This is a genomic window from Bizionia hallyeonensis (genome assembly GCF_042657385.1).
GTDB lineage: Bacteria > Bacteroidota > Bacteroidia > Flavobacteriales > Flavobacteriaceae > Algorimicrobium > Algorimicrobium hallyeonense.
In genome coordinates, this window is sequence record NZ_JBHSLA010000006.1 from 131,084 (window position 1) to 150,747 (window position 19,664).

The following is a 19,664-nucleotide window of genomic DNA, read 5'->3' on the forward strand; positions in this document are numbered from 1 at the left end:
CAGCCTTGAGAAATCAAGGCTGTTTTTAGTTTAATAAGTCTTTTAAGTAAAACTCGTAGAGAAATGGTTTCCCTTGACGTTCAACAAGCATGGTTATTTTTTTTCCGTCTGGACCTTTAAATAATTGAATAACTTCTTGAAGCGTATATTTTTCAACGTCAGAGCCATTAACTTCCAAAATAACATCTCCTAATTGTAACCCAATTAATTGCGCTGGACTATTAGGTCTAATATTGACGATTTCAAAAGCCGGAACCGTAACTAACCGAAAATCATTTTGTGGATTTACATTTGTAATGTAATTAGTAGCTGCCGGTGTCTGCTCGTAAACAAGTCTACCGTTTTCTAATTTATAATTATAATTTTTAATTAGTCTTACACCATGATGTTCAATATCTATACCACTTTTATTGTAACTAAAGGCTTTATTAAAATTGGCATTTTTCTTTAAAATCAAATAAGATTCTTTGTAATTGAACGTAAGATGAAAACGTTTTAATACCTCGGCTCCAATGGTACCGTTTCTATCCTTTATTTTTTTAAGCGTTTCAATAGATTCTCCCGTTGGAAAAGCCACTAATGATTCATTCAAAATAAACGAATTAATGGTTAAAGCTTCCACTTTGGACCGTTTCCCATAAAGTCCACCACTTAAACCATACCCTAGAAAATCCTGAAAATAATTATCTGTCGAAACTATATCTTTGGAGGCGTCTTCAAACAACCAGAGCGCATCACTAGCTCCTGTATCCAATAACATTTTTACCGGAATTTGTTTATTTTCTATAGTCACTTCGGCAATAATATATGGTTTCGAGTTATGAAACTTTAATGGAATTTTTTCGCATTTTCGACATAAGTCACCATCTTGCCTTTTCGGTTTTGATAACTTAATATATTTTGAACGGTAATTAATATCCACCACAAAATCTTTGAACACATCATAACCAATAATGCCATGAATAGGAACGCCCAATTTTGGCGTGTAATCCATACTTCCATTATAAATTGCAAAAATGGTTTGATGGTGTTTAACAGCTTTTCCGATTTCAATTTTGTTTTGAGTCGACTTTACAGCTTCAACCACCAAACCATCTCCTAAACCCTTTAAAAAAAAAGATTCTTTATTTTCGGAATTTAAAACTTCCAAACCGTTCAGATTATCAAATAAAATAGGTTTTGTAACCCCACTATCTAAAATAAAAGACAATGTCATATTGTTTACAACGATAGGTATAACAATAAGATTATTAATTAATTGAAAGTGAATTTTATCAGAAGTTTTACCATCAATAAATTGAAACGCTTGCTCCTGCGATTGTAAATTAAAACCGACCAAAAGCGTTAAAACAACGAAAATAAATTTAGTACGTTTCATCTGTTATATGTGAAAGACGGTATAAATTACAACAAATTCCCGATTAATCTATAATTACAACCTTGTTTTAACAATTAAATCAATATAATTTTCAGAACTTTACGCTTTTAATACTATAAGCTCATGCCAAAAATATCTCAAAAAGGCGCATTAATGCCACAATCGCCAATAAGAAAACTAGTTCCTTTTGCTGAAGCAGCATACAAGAAAGGAAAAACAGTATATCATTTAAATATTGGTCAGCCAGACATAAAAACACCTGAAGTAGCTCTGGATGCTGTTAAAATTAATTCATTAGAAATTTTAGCCTACACCAGATCTGAAGGATCGGACGAATACAGAAACAAAATTGCGAACTATTATAGCAAACATGATATAAACGTAGCCAAAGAAGATATTATTGTTACCACTGGTGGTAGTGAAGCTTTACTATTTGCTTTTGGTAGCATTATGGATGTGGATGATGAAGTTATTATTCCTGAACCGTTTTATGCTAATTACAATGGATTTTCAACAGCTTCTGGGGTAAATATTGTTCCCGTAATTTCTAAAATAGAAGATAATTTTGCCTTACCTCCTATTGAAGAGTTTGAAAAACTCATCACACCAAAAACAAAAGCTATCTTAATATGTAATCCAGGGAATCCTACGGGTTACTTGTACACCAAAGAAGAAATAAAAAAATTAGCAGAAATTGTTATTAAGCATGATTTATTCCTAATAGCGGATGAAGTCTATCGCGAGTTCGCTTATGATGGTATTACCCATTATTCCATTATGCAGGAAGACAATTTAAAAGATCATGCCATTATGATTGATTCAGTTTCTAAACGCTACAGTATGTGTGGTGCACGAATTGGATGCTTGGTTTCCAAAAATAACGATGTAATAGCTACGGCTTTAAAATTTGCTCAAGCCCGTTTAAGTCCTCCTACGCTTGCCCAAATTGCTAGTGAAGCCGCTTTAGAAACTCCACAAAGTTATTTTGACGAGGTAAAAACAGAATACGTGTCGCGACGTGATATTTTAATTGCTGAATTAGAAAAAATTGATGGTGTAAAAGTTGCCAAACCAAAAGGTGCTTTTTATTGTATTGTAGAATTGCCTGTTAAAAATTCTGATGCTTTTGCTCAATGGTTATTAGAAGATTTTGAAATAGATGGCGAAACTATTATGGTTGCCCCAGCTGCAGGATTTTATTCAACACCAGGAGTTGGATTAAACCAAATTCGTATTGCTTATGTATTAAACAAAGAAAGTTTAGTTAAAGCCGTACGTATTTTAAAAGAAGCCTTAAAAGTTTATAAAGATTAGTGCAAATATCACATAACATATCCTTAAAACCGTTCAACACCTTTGGACTAGATGCAACAGCCAAACACTTTGTATCTGTAAATACCATTGTAGAATTACAAAGTGTTTTAGCCTTGCCTAACTATCCTGAAAAATTTATTTTAGGAGGCGGCAGCAATATGCTTCTTACAAAAAACATGGATGCTTTGGTTATTCACGTAAATTTGAAAGGCATTACAGTAGTTTCAGAAAATGAAAATTCGGTAACAATAAAAGCCAATGCGGGCGAAAATTGGCACGAATTTGTTTTATGGTGCTTGGATCATGATTTTGGTGGATTGGAAAATTTATCGCTCATTCCAGGAAATGTAGGAACAGCGCCAATTCAAAATATTGGTGCTTATGGCATTGAATTAAAGGATCGTTTTGTGTCTTGTGATGCTCTAGAAATGGCGTCAAGCAAAATTAAAACCTTTAATAAAGCCGATTGCCAGTTCGATTATAGAAACTCTATTTTCAAACAAGAAGCGAAAGGACAATTTGTTATCTGTAATGTAACCTTTCAGCTAACAAAAAATGCACATAAATTACATACAAACTACGGTGCCATTTCCAGTCAATTATCTATAATGGGAATTAAAAATCCAACCATTCAAGATATTTCTAAAGCCGTTATTGCCATCAGGCAAAGTAAATTACCAGATCCCAAAGTAATTGGAAATAGCGGAAGCTTTTTTAAAAACCCAATTGTCTCCACTAAATTTTATCAGGCTTTAAAATTGCAATTTCCAGATGCTCCAGGGTATATTATTTCAGATGTAGAAGTTAAAGTTCCTGCAGGTTGGCTAATAGAAAAAGCAGGGTTTAAAGGCAAACGCTTTGGTGATTATGGAGTGCATAAAAAACAAGCACTTGTATTGGTTAACTATGGTAATGCCAATGGTTCAGATATTCTTAAATTAGCCAAATTAATTCAAACCACCATCCATCGCTTATTCAATATTGAAATTGAAGCTGAAGTAAATATTATTTAATTGATTAGAATTATATAACTTTAACTTTTCTTACGAATTTAAGAAATGAGAACTAACGACAACCAAAAATAAATTTTGAGTACACCTATAGAAGACGAAATAGTTGGCTTATTAAAAAAAGGCGACAAAAGAGCCATTTCATTATTATATGAAAATTATGGCGACGCCCTTTTTGGTGTCATTTCCAAAGTGCTTACAGATTCAGATTTGGCGCAAGACGCGCTACAAGAAACGTTTATTAAAGTTTGGAAAAAAGCAAAAACATACGATTCTAAAAAAGCCAAACTTTTTACTTGGCTTTATAGAATTGCCTACAACACAGCCATTGACAAAGTCCGCTCGTACAATAATAAAGCGAGTAAGGAAATCCAAATAGACGCTTCGGACGTATATACATTAACAGGTGATAGTTTAAATCAAGATGTGCTGGACATACAAAAGCACTTAAGTTCTATAGATGAAAAATATCAAATTGTTATAAATGCGCTCTTTTTTGAGGGCATGACGCAACAAGAAGCTAGTGACGAGTTGGAAATTCCACTTGGCACTATAAAATCGAGATTAAAAATTGGACTTCGTGAACTTAAAAAAATTTACGATTCAGAAATAAAATAGTCATGAATGATAAAATAACTACATTTTTAAATTCTGACCTACTAGAAAAATATCTAATAGGCCAAACGACTTCAGTGGAAACAGAAACCGTAGAATCCTATATTTCTAAATATCCTGAAGTAGAACAAGCTTACAATACCATGCAAAACCAATTAGAACTGGTAGCGCAAAGTCAAGCTATTGAAGCACCAAAAGCTATTCTGAATTCTATTTTGAATACTTTGGATGAAGAAACACCAGTTATCCCACTTAATAAACCAAGAACACGTAAAAAATGGTTTCAATTAAGTATTGCGGCTAGTGTTATTGCCATTATGTTTGCAAGCACGACCTATATTTTCTTTCAGCAAAATCAGCTGTTAAAAATTGAGAACCAGAAAATTGCGGATGAAATTTATGATAGATTGGATGATTTAGATCAGAAAAACATGCGTTTAGATGAAATAATGCGTCAAATGAAACAATTAAACAATCCAGAAACTGAAAAATATATTATAAACGGTAATAATCGTGCTAAAAACTTAAAAACAGTTGCTTACATAAATCCCAAAGAAAAAACGTCTATGATAGATGTGGTTTCTTTACCACAATTACCCGAAGAACAATGTTATCAAATTTGGGCGGAACTGGAAGACAAAATGGTTAATTTAGGTATATTAAATGAAGGTGACAGACAATTAAAATCTATTCCATATACCGAAGATGCTTTAGCTTTAAGTATTACCATAGAACAAAGAGGTAGTAAATTAAGCGCTACAAAAGAAAATTCGGTTGCAGAAATTACCCTGAATAAATAAGCAATATTACAACTTAAAATAGACCTCGGTTTTCTTTGAAAATCGAGGTCTGTTTATTTCTAAAAACCGTATCTTTGCAAAAACAAATTTTATGAAACTTTTTTTAATAACATTAGCATTATTAGGAATTGCTGTTGCAGGAATTGCCATTAAATTATGGGCAAAAAAAGACGGGAAATTTGCAGGCACTTGCGCTAGCCAAAATCCTATGATAAACACAACAGGTGAATCTTGTGGATTCTGCGGTAAGACACCAGACCAATTTGAGAACTGTAACGAACCTCAACACTCGTAAACTTAATGCTCGTATTAGATGTTCTCTACTATGTTTTTATAATAGTAGCGTGTTTTCAGGTTTGTTACTTTCTCTTTTTTTTTAGTCCCTTTGCATTTCAAAAAGAAAGCATCCCATCTACTAAAAACATTCCAATTTCGGTTATAATCTGCGCTAAAAACGAAGCCGAAAATCTCAAAAAATTTCTTCCAACCGTCATTGCTCAAAACTATTCAAATTTTGAAATTGTTTTAATTAATGATGCTTCCTATGATAACACTTTGGAAGTCATGGAAGCCTTTGCTGAGAAACATTCAAATATAAAAATTGTAGACGTTAAAAATAATGAAGCATTTTGGGCTAACAAAAAATATGCGTTAACACTAGGGATTAAATCTGCTAAAAACAATCATTTATTATTTACCGACGCCGATTGTAAGCCTGTTTCCAATAATTGGATTTCACAAATGAGTGCACATTTCAGTGCAGAGAAATCCATAGTTTTAGGTTATGGTGGTTATTATAAAATAAAAAACTCTTTTCTTAATAAAATCATCCGATTTGAAACCCTGCTCACAGCAATTCAGTACCTATCATTTGCCAGAATGGGTTTACCATACATGGGAGTCGGTAGGAATTTAGCATATACAAAAGAAGATTTCTTTAAAGCAAGTGGCTTTATGAAGCACATGTACATACGTTCTGGTGATGATGATTTATTTATAAATGAAATAGCAACAGCAACTAATACAAGTGTTTGTGTATCCAAAGAAAGCTTTACGATGTCCAATCCAAAAACAACGTTTAAATCTTGGGTAACCCAAAAAAAAAGGCATATTACAACTGCCAGCCACTATAAAACGAGCCACAAAGCAGTGTTAGCTTCCTTTTATGCATCTCAATTATTATTTTGGGTTTCCGGCATTGTACTTTTAAGCTTTTTATTTAATTGGGAAGTGGTTTTGGTATTCATAGGCTTGCGTTTTATGAGTCAATTAGTTATCGTGTCGTTTATATCAAAAAAATTAGACGAACAAGATTTAATGCCATTTCTACCTTTTTTAGAATTCTTTTTAGTTATTTTTCAATTGACTATATTTATATCCAACCTGATATCAAAACCTAAACATTGGAAATAACCCAAGCCATAGAGCGCGCCAAAAACAATGACCAAAAAGCCTTTAATTTTTTATTGGATTCGTTTTGGGATCATGTTTATGGGTTTCAATTAAAGCGTGTTCAAAATGAAAATGATGCGGAAGATATTACCATTCAAACATTCTCCAAAGCATTCGATAAGATTGACACCTATAATAGCGATTACAATTTTAAAACCTGGCTTATTACCATTTCAAAAAACATTCATATTGATTTAATTCGGAAGCAAAAAAATTCCATTTCACAAAACATAGCTCGTAATGATGAGGATGGTTATCAGGATATTTTAGATGATTCGCCTTCACCCGAAGACAAATTAATCACCGAACAAAATTTAGCCAAACTACTTCGCGATATAAAAAAACTGAAACCACATTATCAAGAAGTGATTAATTTAAGATACTTTCAGGAGTTGAGTTATAAAGAAATTTCAGTAGAGATTAACGAGCCTATTAACAACGTGAAAGTTAAATTGCTACGTGCCAAGAAATTATTGGCTGAAATTATTCAAAACACCCGAGCTTAAGCCTATTATTGGGTTTTGTACTTTAACGAATTCAGCATTCATTTTCCATAATACTTTGTATCTTTGCAACGGAAAATTTAGTGTATGAAAACAGAAACAGTTTCAAATATTTTACCCGAAAGACAAGCTAAACCCAAATGGTTACGTGTGAAATTGCCTACAGGCAAAAAATACACGGAGTTACGGAGTTTAGTAGATAAATACAGCCTAAATACCATCTGCACCTCTGGAAGTTGTCCAAACATGGGTGAATGTTGGGGAGAAGGTACCGCAACCTTTATGATTTTAGGAAATGTCTGTACACGTTCTTGTGGTTTTTGTGGTGTAAAAACCGGTAGACCAGACACAGTAGATTGGGACGAACCCGAAAAAGTAGCGCGCTCCATTAAACTTATGAAAATTAAGCATGCCGTTTTAACTAGTGTAGATCGTGACGATTTAAAAGACATGGGTAGTATTATGTGGGCCGAAACGGTTAAATCTGTGAGACGCATGAATCCTGAAACGACACTAGAAACACTAATTCCAGACTTCCAAGGTGTGGAACAACATATAGATAGAATTATTGATGTGGCACCAGAAGTGGTAAGTCATAATATTGAAACCGTTCGCCGTTTAACACGCGAAGTACGTATTCAAGCTAAATACGACCGTAGTTTAGGTGTTTTAAAATATTTAAAATCTCAAGGACAACGACGTACTAAATCTGGTATTATGCTTGGTCTTGGTGAAGAACGTGAAGAAGTTATTGAAACACTTCATGATTTACGCGCAAATGATGTGGATGTTGTAACTATTGGTCAATATTTGCAACCTAGTAAAAAACACTTACCTGTTAAGCGTTTTATTATGCCAGATCAATTTGAAGAATATAAAGAAATTGGACTTGATCTAGGTTTCAGACATGTGGAAAGTAGCGCATTAGTACGTTCATCTTACAAAGCTCAAAAACATATTAATTAATGATTCGTATTGGTATTAATGGTTTCGGGAGAATAGGCAGACGTGTATTGCGCTTGCTTCATAATCATCCAGAACTGGAAGTGGTTGCAATAAATGATTTAGCCGACTCGAAAACGTTAAGTCACCTTTTAAAATACGATAGTATTCATGGCATTTTTCATGAGAACATCTCTCATGACGAACAACATATAATCATTAATGATAAAAAAATAGTTTTATCACATCACAACCATCCCAAAGATATTGATTGGAAAGCCTCTCAAGTTGATTATGTAATTGAATCTACTGGGAAATTTAAAACAAAAGATGCTTTAGAATGTCATATTGCAAATGGCGCCAAGCGTGTTGTTTTAAGTGTTCCTTCAGAAGATGATTCAATAAAAACCATTGTTTTAGGCATTAATGAATCTACTATTGATGGTACAGAAACCATTATTTCAAATGCATCATGCACCACAAATAATGCAGCCCCAATGATAGATGTTATCCATAAATTATGCGGCATAAAACAAGCCTACATAACAACGGTTCATTCCTATACTACAGACCAAAGTTTACATGATCAGCCACATCGCGATTTACGTCGCGCGCGGGCAGCTGGACAATCCATAGTACCAACAACAACAGGTGCAGCCAAAGCATTAACACGTATTTTCCCAGAGCTATCAGATGTTATTGGTGGCTGTGGCATTCGCGTTCCGGTAGCTAATGGTTCCTTAACAGACGTGACTCTAAATGTTGAAAAAACCGTGAGTATTGACATGGTTAATAATGCTTTTAAAAAGGCATCGGAAGGGTATTTAAAAAATGTACTAGCCTATACTGAAGATCCTATTGTATCCATTGATATAGTTGGAAATCCATACTCGTGTGTGTTCGATTCTCAAATGACTTCTGTCATCGGGAATATGGTTAAAATAATTGGATGGTATGATAATGAAACAGCCTATTCCCAAAGAATTATTGATTTAATCCGCTTTTTGTCGATAAAAACATAACCTTTATCGAAAAAAAAATTATATTTGTTCATAATAGTTACTCAAATTATGTCCCAGATATATAAATATATATACCTTATTTTCATGCTGTTAAGCTTTAGTCTTTCAGCACAAGTTGATATTAGTGAAGATGAAGAATCTATTCAAATTAATATTGATTATAAAATAAACCAAGCTCAACAGGACATTGAAAACAGCAATTTTTTTGAGTCACAAAAAAAACTAGAAGAAGCCCTAGTTCTTGCCGAAAAAATTAGCAGCAAAAAAAGCATTGGAATTATATATGCCAAGTTAGGCAAACTACAATATATAATTGAAGAGCCCGATGATGCGCTCATTAGCTTATTTAAAGCCAACGAAATCCAACGTATTATAAAAGACGATGTGAATCGTGCTGAAACCTACAAAACAATAGGTAATGTTTATAATAGCAAAAAAGATTACCGACAAGCTTTAGATTATTATGTATCCGCAAATACACTTTTTGACCAAGAAGGTCTGGATGATTTTGTAGCTGAAGTACTCCTCAACGAAGGTAAAACCCTTATTAAATTAAAAGACTATAAAAAAGCAAATAAGCAATTAGAAAAATCTATTGCTTTAGCCAATCGCTACGAATTAGATAAAATAAAAAGTAGCGGCATGATTCACAATGGGCTTGCTCTCACCTATCTAGACAAAAAACAAGCAGGTTTGGAATCTACTTTAAAAGGTGTTGAATTAGCAAAAGAATACAAGTTCAACACCGTACTTACCAATGGATATTTAATTTTAAGCGAATTAAATGAATTAAATGGCGACTATCAAGCGTCTTCTGAAAATTTAAAAAAATATATGAAGCTGTCGGATTCTTTACTGCAAGTAAAACGGGCAAATTTATCACCAGAAAAGCGCATTAAAATTCTACTGAACAACCAAACGGAATTCCAAAAAGAACAAGCCGCAAATTTAGAAGAGAAAATCAAAGAAAACAATTTAAGTAAACTTACTACCATTTTAAGTATTGCCTTAATCACCATTCTTTCTTTACTTACGCTATCCTTATATAAAAACAATAATATTAGACTGAAAACCAACAACATGCTTCACATTAAAAACAGTGAACTTATTGTTGCCATGGAAAAAGCCGAATTGGCATCCAAAACCAAGGCCAACTTTCTATCTACTGTAACACATGAATTACGAACACCATTATACGCTGTAACAGGTTTAACGAATATGCTATTGGATGAAGATCCAAAACCAAATCAAATTCAGCATTTAAAATCGCTAAAATTTTCAGGGGAATACTTACTGACCTTTATTAACGATATTCTTCAGATTAATAAAATTGAAGCCAATAAAGTGGATGTTGAGCCCGAGAATTTCAACCTTAAAAAGAAAATGACCAATGTTATTGCAGCCTTAAATAATTCGGCAAGCGACAATAACACCCAATTACATTTGGAATACGATATGGATATTCCTGAAACTTATAATGCAGATCAGCTTAAAATTTCGCAAATCCTGATTAATTTAATAGGCAATTCCATCAAGTTTACTAAAGATGGTGATATCTGGATTCGTGCTAAAAAACTCAAGCAAGATGGTGATTATTATACCATTCGTTTTGAAGTAGAAGATAACGGAATAGGTATTAGTAAAGAAAAGCAAGAACGTCTTTTTGAAAGTTTCTCTCAAGGTTCCATACAAATTAATAGAAAATATGGCGGAACTGGTTTAGGCTTATCTATTGTAAAAGGATTAATTGATATTTTAAAGGGAAATATTTATCTAAAAAGTGAAATTGGAAAAGGTTCTAATTTTATTTTTGAAGTTCCTATGAAATATGCAGCTCCTGTTGCCAAACCTAAAAAAATAGAGTATTTCAATAATGTTACAGAAATTGATTTGGAAAACATAAAAATATTAGTTGTTGAGGATAATAAGATCAACCAAATGATCACGAAAAAAATCCTTAACAAAATGAAACTAAATTGTGAAATAGTAGATAATGGCGAAGAAGCTGTTGAAAAAGTACGAACTGAAGCGTTTGATGTTGTTTTAATGGATATTCACATGCCAGGAATTAGCGGACTTGAAGCAACGAAGCGTATCAGGAAATTCAATCCAGATTTAACCATTTTTGCACTAACGGCTGTAACTATTGAAGATAAAATGCATGAATTTGATGAAGCTGGATTTACAGATATTATTTCAAAACCTTTCAAACAAGAAGATTTTGAGAAAAAACTTTTTGAAACATTAATAGAAAATAAAGAATCCAAATCTGTTTAATTACCAGATTCTACATAATTCATAACATGATTTTTAAAAATTTCATGTTCATGAACCGTAGCCTTAATTGGTAAGTAAAATAATTTTTCACGCAGACTTTCAAACCCTTTTAAGCGCATAAAGTCCTTTTCTGTTGTTAGTAATAATTCTCGGTGTTTCAATTGTGCTATATCCGCATCTGTAAACGCGTGATGATCGGGAAAATCCAGATGTTCAAATTGTAACCCTTTATTTTTTAAATGCAACACCAACGGATTGGCATTTGCAATTCCTGTAACTAAAGTAAATGATTCAAGGCTCAATAAAGCGCGAGTGGTTTCTTCTGAAAAAACATCTTCTGAATAATCTATAGTACTAAAAAACACTTTTTGATTTGCCTCTGGTTTCAATTTTAAAACAATCCCTTCTTTTTCTGAATCCGAAATATTATTTGGACATTTCGTTACCACAATTAGTTGAGCACGTTTAGCACCTTGTTTTGGTTCACGCAAATTACCCGTAGGTAAAACCCAATCATCAGCATATAAATCTTGGTATGTAGTAAGCAAAATATTAAAACCCGCCTTTACTTTCCGATGTTGAAAAGCATCATCCAACAAAATTACATCTGGTTTTTCAGATAAATTTATTAAGTTCTCAATACCACGTTGCCTATTAGAATCTACAGCAACTTGAACATTTTTATGAAACTTACTAAAGAACTGAAACGGCTCATCTCCCAAGGTTTTGGCTGTATCCAATTGATTTGCCAAACGAAATCCTTCTGTTTCTCTTTTATAACCACGACTTAAAGTTGCCACTTTATAAGAGTCCTTTAACAGCCGAATTAAAAGCTCAATCATGGGCGATTTTCCCGTTCCACCGGTACTCAAGTTTCCAACACATATAATAGGCATAGTATAGGATTTACTTTTAAAAATCCCCAAATCGTAAAACCAATTGCGCAACCAAGTCACCACATAGTAAATTGGAACAATAGGAAATAATATTTTTCGAAGAAGCTTCATAACAACGAAAGTAATTATTTTATCTTTGATGTTAAACATAAATAGAAATGATTGTTCAAGACCTTATAAATTGTTTAGAAGATTTTGCACCAACATCTTATGCCGAGGATTTTGATAATGTGGGTTTGTTAGTTGGGAACACCCAAGAAAACCTAACCGGAATTTTGGTAACTTTAGATACTACAGAGGCCGTTATTGATGAAGCCATAGCAACCAATTGCAACCTTGTAGTCAGTTTTCACCCCATAGTTTTTAAAGGCTTAAAAAAAATTACGGGACAAAGTTATGTAGAACGCGTGGTAATAAAAGCCATCCAACATAACATTGCTATTTTTGCAATTCACACGGCATTAGATAATGCCTTTCACGGTGTGAATGATATGATTTGCGAAAAACTCAAGCTTACCAATCGTCAAATTCTAATTCCACAACCTGGAACCATAAAAAAACTAACAACCTACGCACCACATGCCGAAGCGGCTACTATTCGTGAGGCATTATTTGCGGCTGGTGCTGGAAGTATTGGTAATTATGATCATTGTAGTTTTAATATGAAAGGGGTTGGTACTTTTAGAGGTGGTGAAACATCAAACCCTACCAAAGGCAAAAAAATGGAGATTCATTCCGAGCCAGAAACCCAAATATCCGTGACATTTCCGAAGCATTTAGAATCTCAAATACGACAAGCACTTTTTTCAGCACATTCCTATGAAGAAGTAGCTTATGAAATAGTAAATATTACCAATACCAATCAGCATATTGGTATGGGAATGATTGGCACGCTAGAAGAACCAATGACGGAATCTGATTTTTTTAACTATTTGAAAGTGGAAATGGCCACAAATACAATTAGGCATTCGGCTTTTTTAAATAAACCCGTTCAGAAAATTGCTGTTTTAGGAGGCTCCGGAAGTTTTGCAATATCTGCTGCTAAACGTGCTGGTGCTGACATATTTATCACAGCTGACCTGAAATATCACGATTTCTTTCAAGCCGAAAACAACCTAATTCTAGCGGATATTGGTCATTATGAAAGTGAGCAGTTCACAAAAAACCTTTTAGTAGCATTTCTTAACAAAAAAATTACTAATTTTGCACCTGCCTTACCGTTAGGTAGGCTTATATTATCAAAGACCAGTACAAATCCTGTTAAGTATTATTAGAGTATGGCAAAAAAGAAAGAAGCAACGGTAGAAGAGCGTTTAAGAGCCCTGTATGATTTACAACTTGTAGATTCTCGTATTGATGAAATCAGAAATGTTCGTGGAGAACTTCCTTTAGAAGTACGCGATTTAGAAGATGAAGTTGCTGGAATGAATACCAGATTTGAAAAGCTTGAAGACAGCTTAGATGTTATAAAATCAGAAATCAGCTCTAAAAAGAACCTGATTGAAGAAGCTAAAGCGCTTATCAAAAAGTACAACGAACAACAAAAAAATGTTCGTAACAATAGAGAATACAACTCTATTTCAAAAGAAATTGAATTTCAGGAATTAGAAATTCAATTAGCTGAAAAAAATATCAATGAGCATAAAGTTCAGATTGATCAGAAAAAAGATGTGATTGCACAAACTAAAGAACGCTTAAAAGAACGCCAATTACACCTAAAACACAAGAAAAGTGAATTAGATGATATTTTAGCTGAAACTGAAAAAGAGGAGCAAGCGCTAATTAAAAAATCAGATGATTTCAAAAAATCTATCGAAGAGCGTTTAGTAGCTGCTTATACCAGAATTAGAACGAATGTAAAAAATGGCCTTGCGGTTGTACCAATTGAAAGAGGTGCAGCAGGAGGTTCTTTCTTTACTATTCCACCACAAGTTCAAATGGAAATTGCAGCTCGCAAGAAAATTATTACAGACGAACATAGTGGACGTATTCTAGTTGATGCTGCATTAGCAGACGAAGAACGCGCAAAAATGGAAAAGCTTTTTGCTAAATTATAAGCTATTTCAAAACATATAATAAAAGCCTTCAATTCGTTGAAGGCTTTTTTTTTTAGTATAATTTTAGCATTTTAAATATAAGGTACTTAAATGTTTTACGTCTAAACAAAAAAAGAAAACTATGAATAAGTTACTCGTAATACTATCTGCTGCCATGTTATTTAGTTGTAATAACCAAGCGCAAGTAAACCCAAAACAACAAGATGTTATTAATGCAGAGCCTATGGAAGTGGCTATGGAAAATGGTAAAGCTAAAGCCTATTTTGCTAGCGGTTGCTTTTGGTGTGTTGAAGCAATTTACGAAAGTGTAAAAGGTGTAGATGAATCCATATCAGGGTATGCAGGCGGACACACTAAAAACCCAACGTATGAATCTAGCAACACAGGTAAAACAGGTCATGCGGAAGCTGTAGAAATACTATACGACCCAAAAGTAGTAAGTTTTGAAACCTTGGTAGATGTGTATTTTGCATCTCAAAACCCTACACAAGTTAACGGACAAGGAGGCGACAAAGGATCTCAATACCGTTCTATTATTTTTTATCAGAACGCGGAGCAAAAAACAATTATTACTAATAAAATTAAAGACTTGGAGAAGCAGTTAGGTAAAAAAGTAGCGGCTGAAGTTTATCCTTTTCAGAAATTTTGGATAGCTGAAGATTACCACCAAGACTATGAACGTTTGAATCCAGACAATCCATATATCCAAAATGTATCCGTTCCAAGATTAAATCGTTTTAAACGAAAAATGCCTGACGTTTTAAAAACTAATCATTAAAGAAATATGGCAATATAAATTCATAAATAGTCATATTAATCGCAGTCTAAATGTTTAAAGTTTATAAATAAAAAACCCTTTAAACACTAATATTTATGGCTTTGTTGCCTTAATCGTAAAAATTAAAGGGTATAAATTATCGGTTTTTTTGAACATCCCTGTTTCTGTTTCAACCAAATCAGGCAATACATTATAAGGACTTTCATGATACTCATTTAAGTATTCTATATGTAAACCCGCTTCGGTTAAAGCATTAATAACTTCACTTAAACCGTGATTCCACCCATATTCTTTGCTAATTATTTTAGAATCTTGATTGGCATAGGTTCCTTCGTATTCTTCAAAGGTTACTTCTTCTTGCATATAACCATATTCCATAACAGGTTTACCTTCTAAATAATTGAACATCCAAACTATTGGGTGAAATTCCGCCATAAAAAAGGTGCCACCATTTTTTAAGCGCTCTGCAATCATAATTCCCCAAGGTTTTAAATCGGGTAGCCAACCAATAACACCATAACTGGTAAAAACAATATCAAATTTTTCGTTTATATGTTCTGAAGTGTCCAAAACATTGCAGCAAACAAATTTAGCATCAAGTTTCAATTCTTCATTTAAGCTTTTGGCTAATTTTATACCTTCATCACTTAAATCTACGCCTACACATGTAGCTCCCATTCTACTCCAACTTAATGTGTCCTGTCCAAAATGGCATTGCAAATGCAATAAGGACTTTCCTGAAACATTGCCTAAAGCCTCCAGTTCATAAGGCATTAAAGACGATTCGCCTTCTTTAAAAGCCTTCATATTATACATATCACTTTCCGCATGCACGTTTACTTTGGCATTCCAAGTCTCTTTATTGGTCTCAAAATAGTTTTTTTCTAAATCCATTTTCTAGTTATATATCTGTCTAAAATACTATAACTTTACAAATTATAACACATATTAACTATGAAACACCACATACTTCTATTCAGCATTTTACTATTATTTTATTCTTGTAAATCAGATAAGAATGGTGAACCTGCCGCTACAATTGATAAAAAACCACTTACAACTTCCCAAAAAATAGCACACGCTTATGGTATTGAAAACTGGGATTCCGTTAATAGCATTACCTTCGCTTTTAATGTTTTAAAAGATAGTACCTTATTTAAACGTTCGTGGAAGTGGTCTCCAAAAACCAATGATATTACATTAATCACAGCAAATGACACCATACGTTACAACAGAAATCAAATGGATAGCACATTTGTAAAGGCGGATAAAGCTTTTATAAATGATAAATTTTGGTTGCTAGCGCCTTTTAATCTCGTATGGGATTCAGGAACCACAATCTCCGCGCCGGTTGAGGAAATGGCACCAATTAGTAAAAAAATGTTAAATAAAATTACCACAACCTATCCTAACAATGGTGGTTATACACCAGGCGATGCTTATGATTTTTATTATAACAATAACTACTTAATCGAAGAATGGGTTTATAGGAAAGGTAATACTAAAGAGCCTTCCATGATGTCCACTTGGGAAAACAACAAGGATTTTAAAGGGGTTTTAATAGCTTTAAGTCATAAAAAAACAGATGATAATTGGGAGTTGTTTTTTGATGATGTTTCAATAGATTAATATTAAAACATCCAAAACCACCAATCTCAACGTATATATAGTAAATATCCCGCTTTAAGCGTCTATATATATTCAAAAAGGGCTTCAATCATTGGTTGAAGCCCTTTTTCCTTTTCGCTTCATTCCTAAATTTATAATTCTTATTTTTGTGGGAAACCGAAAAAACAATACACCTTGTCCAACTATAAAACGGGTTTAGAATTCGCCAAAGAACTAGACCAAAACGACCCATTATCAAGTTATCGCGAGCAATTTCACATTCCAAAAGATAAACAGGGAAATGAATTAATTTATCTTTGTGGTAATTCGCTAGGTCTTCAACCAAAATCAACCAAAAACTATATCAATCAAGAGTTAGAAGATTGGGCTAATTTAGGTGTTGAGGGGCATACTGATGCTAAAAACCCCTGGTTACCCTATCATGAATTCTTAACCGAAAGCATGGCCAATGTGGTTGGAGCCAAACCTATAGAAGTGGTTGTTATGAATACCTTGACAGCCAATTTACATTTCATGATGGTGTCTTTTTACAAGCCAACAGCTAAACGTTATAAAATTGTTATTGAAGCGGATGCCTTTCCATCTGATAAATATGCGGTAGAATCCCAATTGCGTCATCATGGTTATGATGATAAAGAAGGTTTATTACTTTGGAAAGCACGTGAAGGGGAAGAATTACTTCGTTATGAAGATTTAGAAGCTATTCTTAATGCACACGGGGATGAAGTGGCTCTCGTTATGATTGGCGGTGTCAACTATTATACAGGACAATTTTTCGATTTAAAACGCATTACAAAACTAGGACACCACCACGGTTGTATGGTAGGTTTTGACTGTGCGCATGGTGCTGGAAATGTAGGACTTAATTTACATGATTCTGGAGCCGATTTTGCCGTTTGGTGTACTTATAAATATTTAAATTCCGGACCAGGAAGTTTAGGTGGTTGCTTTGTTCATGAGCGTCATGCACATGATAAAACATTAAATCGCTTTACAGGTTGGTGGAGTCATAACAAAGAAACACGTTTTAAAATGCGCGATGAATTTGATGTTATTCCAGGTGCCGAAGGTTGGCAATTAAGTAATCCACCAATTCTATCTATGGCAGCTATTAAAGCCTCTTTGGATATTTTTGAAGAAGTTGGCATAAAAAAGCTCAATGAAAAATCGAGAAACTTAACAGCGTATTTCGAATTCCTATTGAAACAATTGGGTGAAGATGTTATTCGGATTATAACCCCTGAAAATCCAGATGAACGCGGTTGTCAATTATCCATTCAAGTAAAAACCGCCGACAGAAAATTATATGACAAACTTACTCAAGCTGGCGTTATTAGTGATTGGCGCGAACCAGACGTTATTCGTTGTGCGCCTATCCCCTTATACAACTCTTATCAGGATGTTTATGAGATGGTGGAGAAATTAAAAAATATATTAAACTAAGATGTCACGCAGAACGTCATAAAGAATCTTGTTAACGGCTCCTCAAAACACCTTAAATTATAAAAACATCACATTTGTGATACATTAATATGAAAAACAAACAACAAAACATACTCATTATCGGTGCTGGACTTTGTGGTAGCCTTTTAGCTTTGCGTATGGGGCAACGCGGTTATAAAGTGACGGTTATGGAAATGCGTCCCGACTTACGAAAAGTCGATATCAGCGCTGGTCGCTCTATAAATTTGGCATTGTCAGATCGTGGCATTAAAGCCATGAATTTAGTAGGTATTCAAGACAAAGTAGAACCACTCTGTATTCCCATGAATGGGCGTATGTTACATGATATGGAAGGTAACACAACCTTGGCGCCATATAGTGGTCGCAATCATGAGTTCATTAACTCCATTTCTCGTGGACAACTAAATGCGCTTTTATTGGATGAAGCTGAAAAACATGATAACGTGGATATCTATTTTAATAGAAAATGTGAATCTGTTGATTTTGAAAATACCACAGCTCGTTTTACTGAATTCAATACCCAAAAGGAATTTATTGAGGATGCCGATATTATTATTGCAACCGATGGTGCTGGTTCTGCCATGCGCCAAAGTTACTATTTAGGACATAAATTCTTGTTTAGCTTTTCACAAGACTATTTAACCCATGGCTATAAAGAATTAAGTATTCTTCCAGGCGAAAATGGCAGCTATAAAACCTATAAAAATGCCTTACATATTTGGGGCCGTGAAGCATTTATGCTTATTGCATTACCCAATTTGGATGGCAGTTTTACAGTAACTTTATTTTTAAGTTATGAAGAAGGTGAATACAATTTCAATAATTTAACCACCAAAGAGCGTGTTTTAGAATTCTTCTCAAAATACTTTAAAGACGCTTTAGAATTGATGCCCAATTTGGTTGATGATTTCTTTGAGAATCCAACCGCACCTTTAGGAACAGTAAAATGTTCGCCTTGGCATTACAAAGGAAACACCTTGCTCATGGGTGATGCCGCTCATGCTATTGTACCGTTTTACGGGCAAGGTATGAATGCATCTTTTGAAGATGTAGTAGAATTTGATAAAGTTTTAGATGCCGGTCATGCCAATTGGGAAACCATTTTTAAAGTTTACGAAAAATCTAGAAAACAAGATACGGATGCGATTGCCGATTTAGCTATCGATAATTTCCACGAAATGAAAGGCCATGTCAATCATGCCAATTTTAGAGAAAAGCGTACATTAGAAATGGCTTTTGAAAAAACATTTCCCAATCATTATTCATCCAAATATTCATTGGTGACATTTAATGAAAATGTTAGTTATCACGAGGCCATGACACGAGGCCGCGCGCAAGATAAAGCAATTTTGAACATGTTGGCTGATGGTGCAATTACAGAAGTTGAAAACATATCAAACGAAAAACTAAAAATTCTTTTAGATAAGGTAAAAGCCGAAACCGAAGCCATTCTTGAAGATGATAGAATTGCCGGATTGAGATAAAAAACCGAACCAGACCTTTCCGAAAGAAGAGCAATGTAAGGTT

The 19,664-nt window shown here is 33.8% G+C and carries 19 protein-coding genes; 16 read left to right on the plus strand and 3 right to left on the minus strand.

Annotated features, from left to right (window positions below; genetic code table 11):
• Positions 1-25 precede the first annotated feature (25 nt).
• Positions 26-1,378, minus strand: coding sequence for a PDZ domain-containing protein (locus ACFPH8_RS13700; RefSeq protein WP_376861781.1), 1,353 nt, complete (start codon positions 1,376-1,378; stop codon positions 26-28).
• Between the two features lie 123 nt (positions 1,379-1,501).
• Between ACFPH8_RS13700 and ACFPH8_RS13705 the strand changes: the two genes are divergently transcribed.
• The 10 genes from ACFPH8_RS13705 to ACFPH8_RS13750 all read left to right on the plus strand — a co-directional run bounded on the left by ACFPH8_RS13705 (position 1,502) and on the right by ACFPH8_RS13750 (position 11,313).
• Positions 1,502-2,692, plus strand: coding sequence for a pyridoxal phosphate-dependent aminotransferase (locus ACFPH8_RS13705; protein ID WP_376861783.1), 1,191 nt, complete (start codon positions 1,502-1,504; stop codon positions 2,690-2,692).
• Complete coding sequence (gene murB / locus ACFPH8_RS13710; protein WP_376861785.1) at positions 2,692-3,705, plus strand: UDP-N-acetylmuramate dehydrogenase; 1,014 nt, start codon at positions 2,692-2,694, stop codon at positions 3,703-3,705. Before ACFPH8_RS13705 ends, murB begins: the two co-directional genes overlap by 1 nt.
• 75 nt (positions 3,706-3,780) lie before the next feature.
• The gene (locus ACFPH8_RS13715; RefSeq protein WP_376861787.1) at positions 3,781-4,320 is read left to right on the plus strand and encodes an RNA polymerase sigma factor; all 540 of its coding nucleotides are present in this window, start codon (positions 3,781-3,783) and stop codon (positions 4,318-4,320) included.
• 2 nt (positions 4,321-4,322) lie between these two features.
• On the plus strand, positions 4,323-5,117 hold the full coding sequence (locus tag ACFPH8_RS13720) for an anti-sigma factor (RefSeq protein ID WP_248395513.1): 795 nt from the start codon (positions 4,323-4,325) through the stop codon (positions 5,115-5,117).
• 91 nt (positions 5,118-5,208) lie between these two features.
• Entirely contained in the window at positions 5,209-5,412 is a 204-nt protein-coding gene (locus ACFPH8_RS13725) for a membrane or secreted protein (protein WP_248395516.1), read from the plus strand.
• 5 nt (positions 5,413-5,417) lie between these two features.
• The gene (locus ACFPH8_RS13730) at positions 5,418-6,530 is read left to right on the plus strand and encodes a glycosyltransferase (protein ID WP_376861790.1); all 1,113 of its coding nucleotides are present in this window, start codon (positions 5,418-5,420) and stop codon (positions 6,528-6,530) included.
• A complete protein-coding gene (locus ACFPH8_RS13735) occupies positions 6,521-7,075 on the plus strand; it encodes an RNA polymerase sigma factor (protein WP_248395520.1) in 555 nt (184 codons plus the stop codon). Before ACFPH8_RS13730 ends, ACFPH8_RS13735 begins: the two co-directional genes overlap by 10 nt.
• An 84-nt stretch (positions 7,076-7,159) precedes the next feature.
• The gene (lipA, locus tag ACFPH8_RS13740) at positions 7,160-8,038 is read left to right on the plus strand and encodes a lipoyl synthase (protein ID WP_248395523.1); all 879 of its coding nucleotides are present in this window, start codon (positions 7,160-7,162) and stop codon (positions 8,036-8,038) included.
• Positions 8,038-9,036, plus strand: coding sequence for a type I glyceraldehyde-3-phosphate dehydrogenase (gene gap / locus ACFPH8_RS13745; RefSeq protein WP_376861792.1), 999 nt, complete (start codon positions 8,038-8,040; stop codon positions 9,034-9,036). The genes lipA and gap overlap by 1 nt, the downstream gene beginning before the upstream one ends.
• A gap of 48 nt (positions 9,037-9,084) precedes the next feature.
• Positions 9,085-11,313, plus strand: a complete 2,229-nt coding sequence (locus ACFPH8_RS13750; protein WP_376861794.1) for a tetratricopeptide repeat-containing hybrid sensor histidine kinase/response regulator — start codon at positions 9,085-9,087, stop codon at positions 11,311-11,313.
• Here ACFPH8_RS13750 and lpxK read toward each other — a convergent pair.
• Entirely contained in the window at positions 11,310-12,320 is a 1,011-nt protein-coding gene (gene lpxK / locus ACFPH8_RS13755) for a tetraacyldisaccharide 4'-kinase (RefSeq protein ID WP_376861935.1), read from the minus strand. The two genes, ACFPH8_RS13750 and lpxK, sit on opposite strands and share 4 nt — an antisense overlap.
• Positions 12,321-12,367: 47 nt before the next feature.
• Here lpxK and ACFPH8_RS13760 point away from each other — a divergent pair, with 47 nt between their 5' ends.
• The 3 genes from ACFPH8_RS13760 to msrA all read left to right on the plus strand — a co-directional run bounded on the left by ACFPH8_RS13760 (position 12,368) and on the right by msrA (position 15,044).
• Positions 12,368-13,483: a Nif3-like dinuclear metal center hexameric protein gene (locus ACFPH8_RS13760; RefSeq protein ID WP_376861796.1), complete on the plus strand. Its 1,116-nt coding sequence runs from the start codon at positions 12,368-12,370 to the stop codon at positions 13,481-13,483.
• Positions 13,484-13,486: 3 nt separating this feature from the next.
• Positions 13,487-14,266 (plus strand): zinc ribbon domain-containing protein, encoded by a 780-nt coding sequence (locus ACFPH8_RS13765; protein ID WP_376861798.1) that lies wholly within the window; start codon positions 13,487-13,489, stop codon positions 14,264-14,266.
• Between the two features lie 121 nt (positions 14,267-14,387).
• Positions 14,388-15,044, plus strand: coding sequence for a peptide-methionine (S)-S-oxide reductase MsrA (msrA, locus tag ACFPH8_RS13770; RefSeq protein WP_248395535.1), 657 nt, complete (start codon positions 14,388-14,390; stop codon positions 15,042-15,044).
• Positions 15,045-15,137: 93 nt separating this feature from the next.
• Here the strand turns inward: msrA and ACFPH8_RS13775 are convergent, their stop codons facing one another.
• A complete protein-coding gene (locus ACFPH8_RS13775; protein WP_376861800.1) occupies positions 15,138-15,938 on the minus strand; it encodes a class I SAM-dependent methyltransferase in 801 nt (266 codons plus the stop codon).
• A gap of 60 nt (positions 15,939-15,998) precedes the next feature.
• Here ACFPH8_RS13775 and ACFPH8_RS13780 point away from each other — a divergent pair, with 60 nt between their 5' ends.
• The 3 genes from ACFPH8_RS13780 (at position 15,999) to ACFPH8_RS13790 (ending at position 19,621) form a co-directional block, all read left to right on the plus strand.
• The gene (locus ACFPH8_RS13780; RefSeq protein WP_376861802.1) at positions 15,999-16,673 is read left to right on the plus strand and encodes a hypothetical protein; all 675 of its coding nucleotides are present in this window, start codon (positions 15,999-16,001) and stop codon (positions 16,671-16,673) included.
• Positions 16,674-16,847: 174 nt separating this feature from the next.
• Positions 16,848-18,116: a kynureninase gene (gene kynU / locus ACFPH8_RS13785; protein ID WP_376861804.1), complete on the plus strand. Its 1,269-nt coding sequence runs from the start codon at positions 16,848-16,850 to the stop codon at positions 18,114-18,116.
• A gap of 89 nt (positions 18,117-18,205) precedes the next feature.
• Positions 18,206-19,621 (plus strand): FAD-dependent oxidoreductase, encoded by a 1,416-nt coding sequence (locus tag ACFPH8_RS13790; protein ID WP_376861806.1) that lies wholly within the window; start codon positions 18,206-18,208, stop codon positions 19,619-19,621.
• Positions 19,622-19,664: the final 43 nt, after the last annotated feature.

Excerpts from the sequence above, each read along its gene's own strand:
- ACFPH8_RS13700 (WP_376861781.1), bottom strand. The coding sequence starts at position 1,378 with ATGAAACGTACTAAATTTATTTTCGTTGTTTTAACGCTTTTGGTCGGT.
- ACFPH8_RS13705 (WP_376861783.1), top strand. The coding sequence starts at position 1,502 with ATGCCAAAAATATCTCAAAAAGGCGCATTAATGCCACAATCGCCAATA.
- ACFPH8_RS13720 (WP_248395513.1), top strand. The coding sequence starts at position 4,323 with ATGAATGATAAAATAACTACATTTTTAAATTCTGACCTACTAGAAAAA.
- ACFPH8_RS13725 (WP_248395516.1), top strand. The coding sequence starts at position 5,209 with ATGAAACTTTTTTTAATAACATTAGCATTATTAGGAATTGCTGTTGCA.
- ACFPH8_RS13730 (WP_376861790.1), top strand. The coding sequence starts at position 5,418 with ATGCTCGTATTAGATGTTCTCTACTATGTTTTTATAATAGTAGCGTGT.
- lipA (WP_248395523.1), top strand. The coding sequence starts at position 7,160 with ATGAAAACAGAAACAGTTTCAAATATTTTACCCGAAAGACAAGCTAAA.
- gap (WP_376861792.1), top strand. The coding sequence starts at position 8,038 with ATGATTCGTATTGGTATTAATGGTTTCGGGAGAATAGGCAGACGTGTA.
- ACFPH8_RS13750 (WP_376861794.1), top strand. The coding sequence starts at position 9,085 with ATGTCCCAGATATATAAATATATATACCTTATTTTCATGCTGTTAAGC.
- lpxK (WP_376861935.1), bottom strand. The coding sequence starts at position 12,320 with ATGAAGCTTCTTCGAAAAATATTATTTCCTATTGTTCCAATTTACTAT.
- ACFPH8_RS13760 (WP_376861796.1), top strand. The coding sequence starts at position 12,368 with ATGATTGTTCAAGACCTTATAAATTGTTTAGAAGATTTTGCACCAACA.
- ACFPH8_RS13765 (WP_376861798.1), top strand. The coding sequence starts at position 13,487 with ATGGCAAAAAAGAAAGAAGCAACGGTAGAAGAGCGTTTAAGAGCCCTG.
- msrA (WP_248395535.1), top strand. The coding sequence starts at position 14,388 with ATGAATAAGTTACTCGTAATACTATCTGCTGCCATGTTATTTAGTTGT.
- ACFPH8_RS13775 (WP_376861800.1), bottom strand. The coding sequence starts at position 15,938 with ATGGATTTAGAAAAAAACTATTTTGAGACCAATAAAGAGACTTGGAAT.
- ACFPH8_RS13780 (WP_376861802.1), top strand. The coding sequence starts at position 15,999 with ATGAAACACCACATACTTCTATTCAGCATTTTACTATTATTTTATTCT.
- ACFPH8_RS13790 (WP_376861806.1), top strand. The coding sequence starts at position 18,206 with ATGAAAAACAAACAACAAAACATACTCATTATCGGTGCTGGACTTTGT.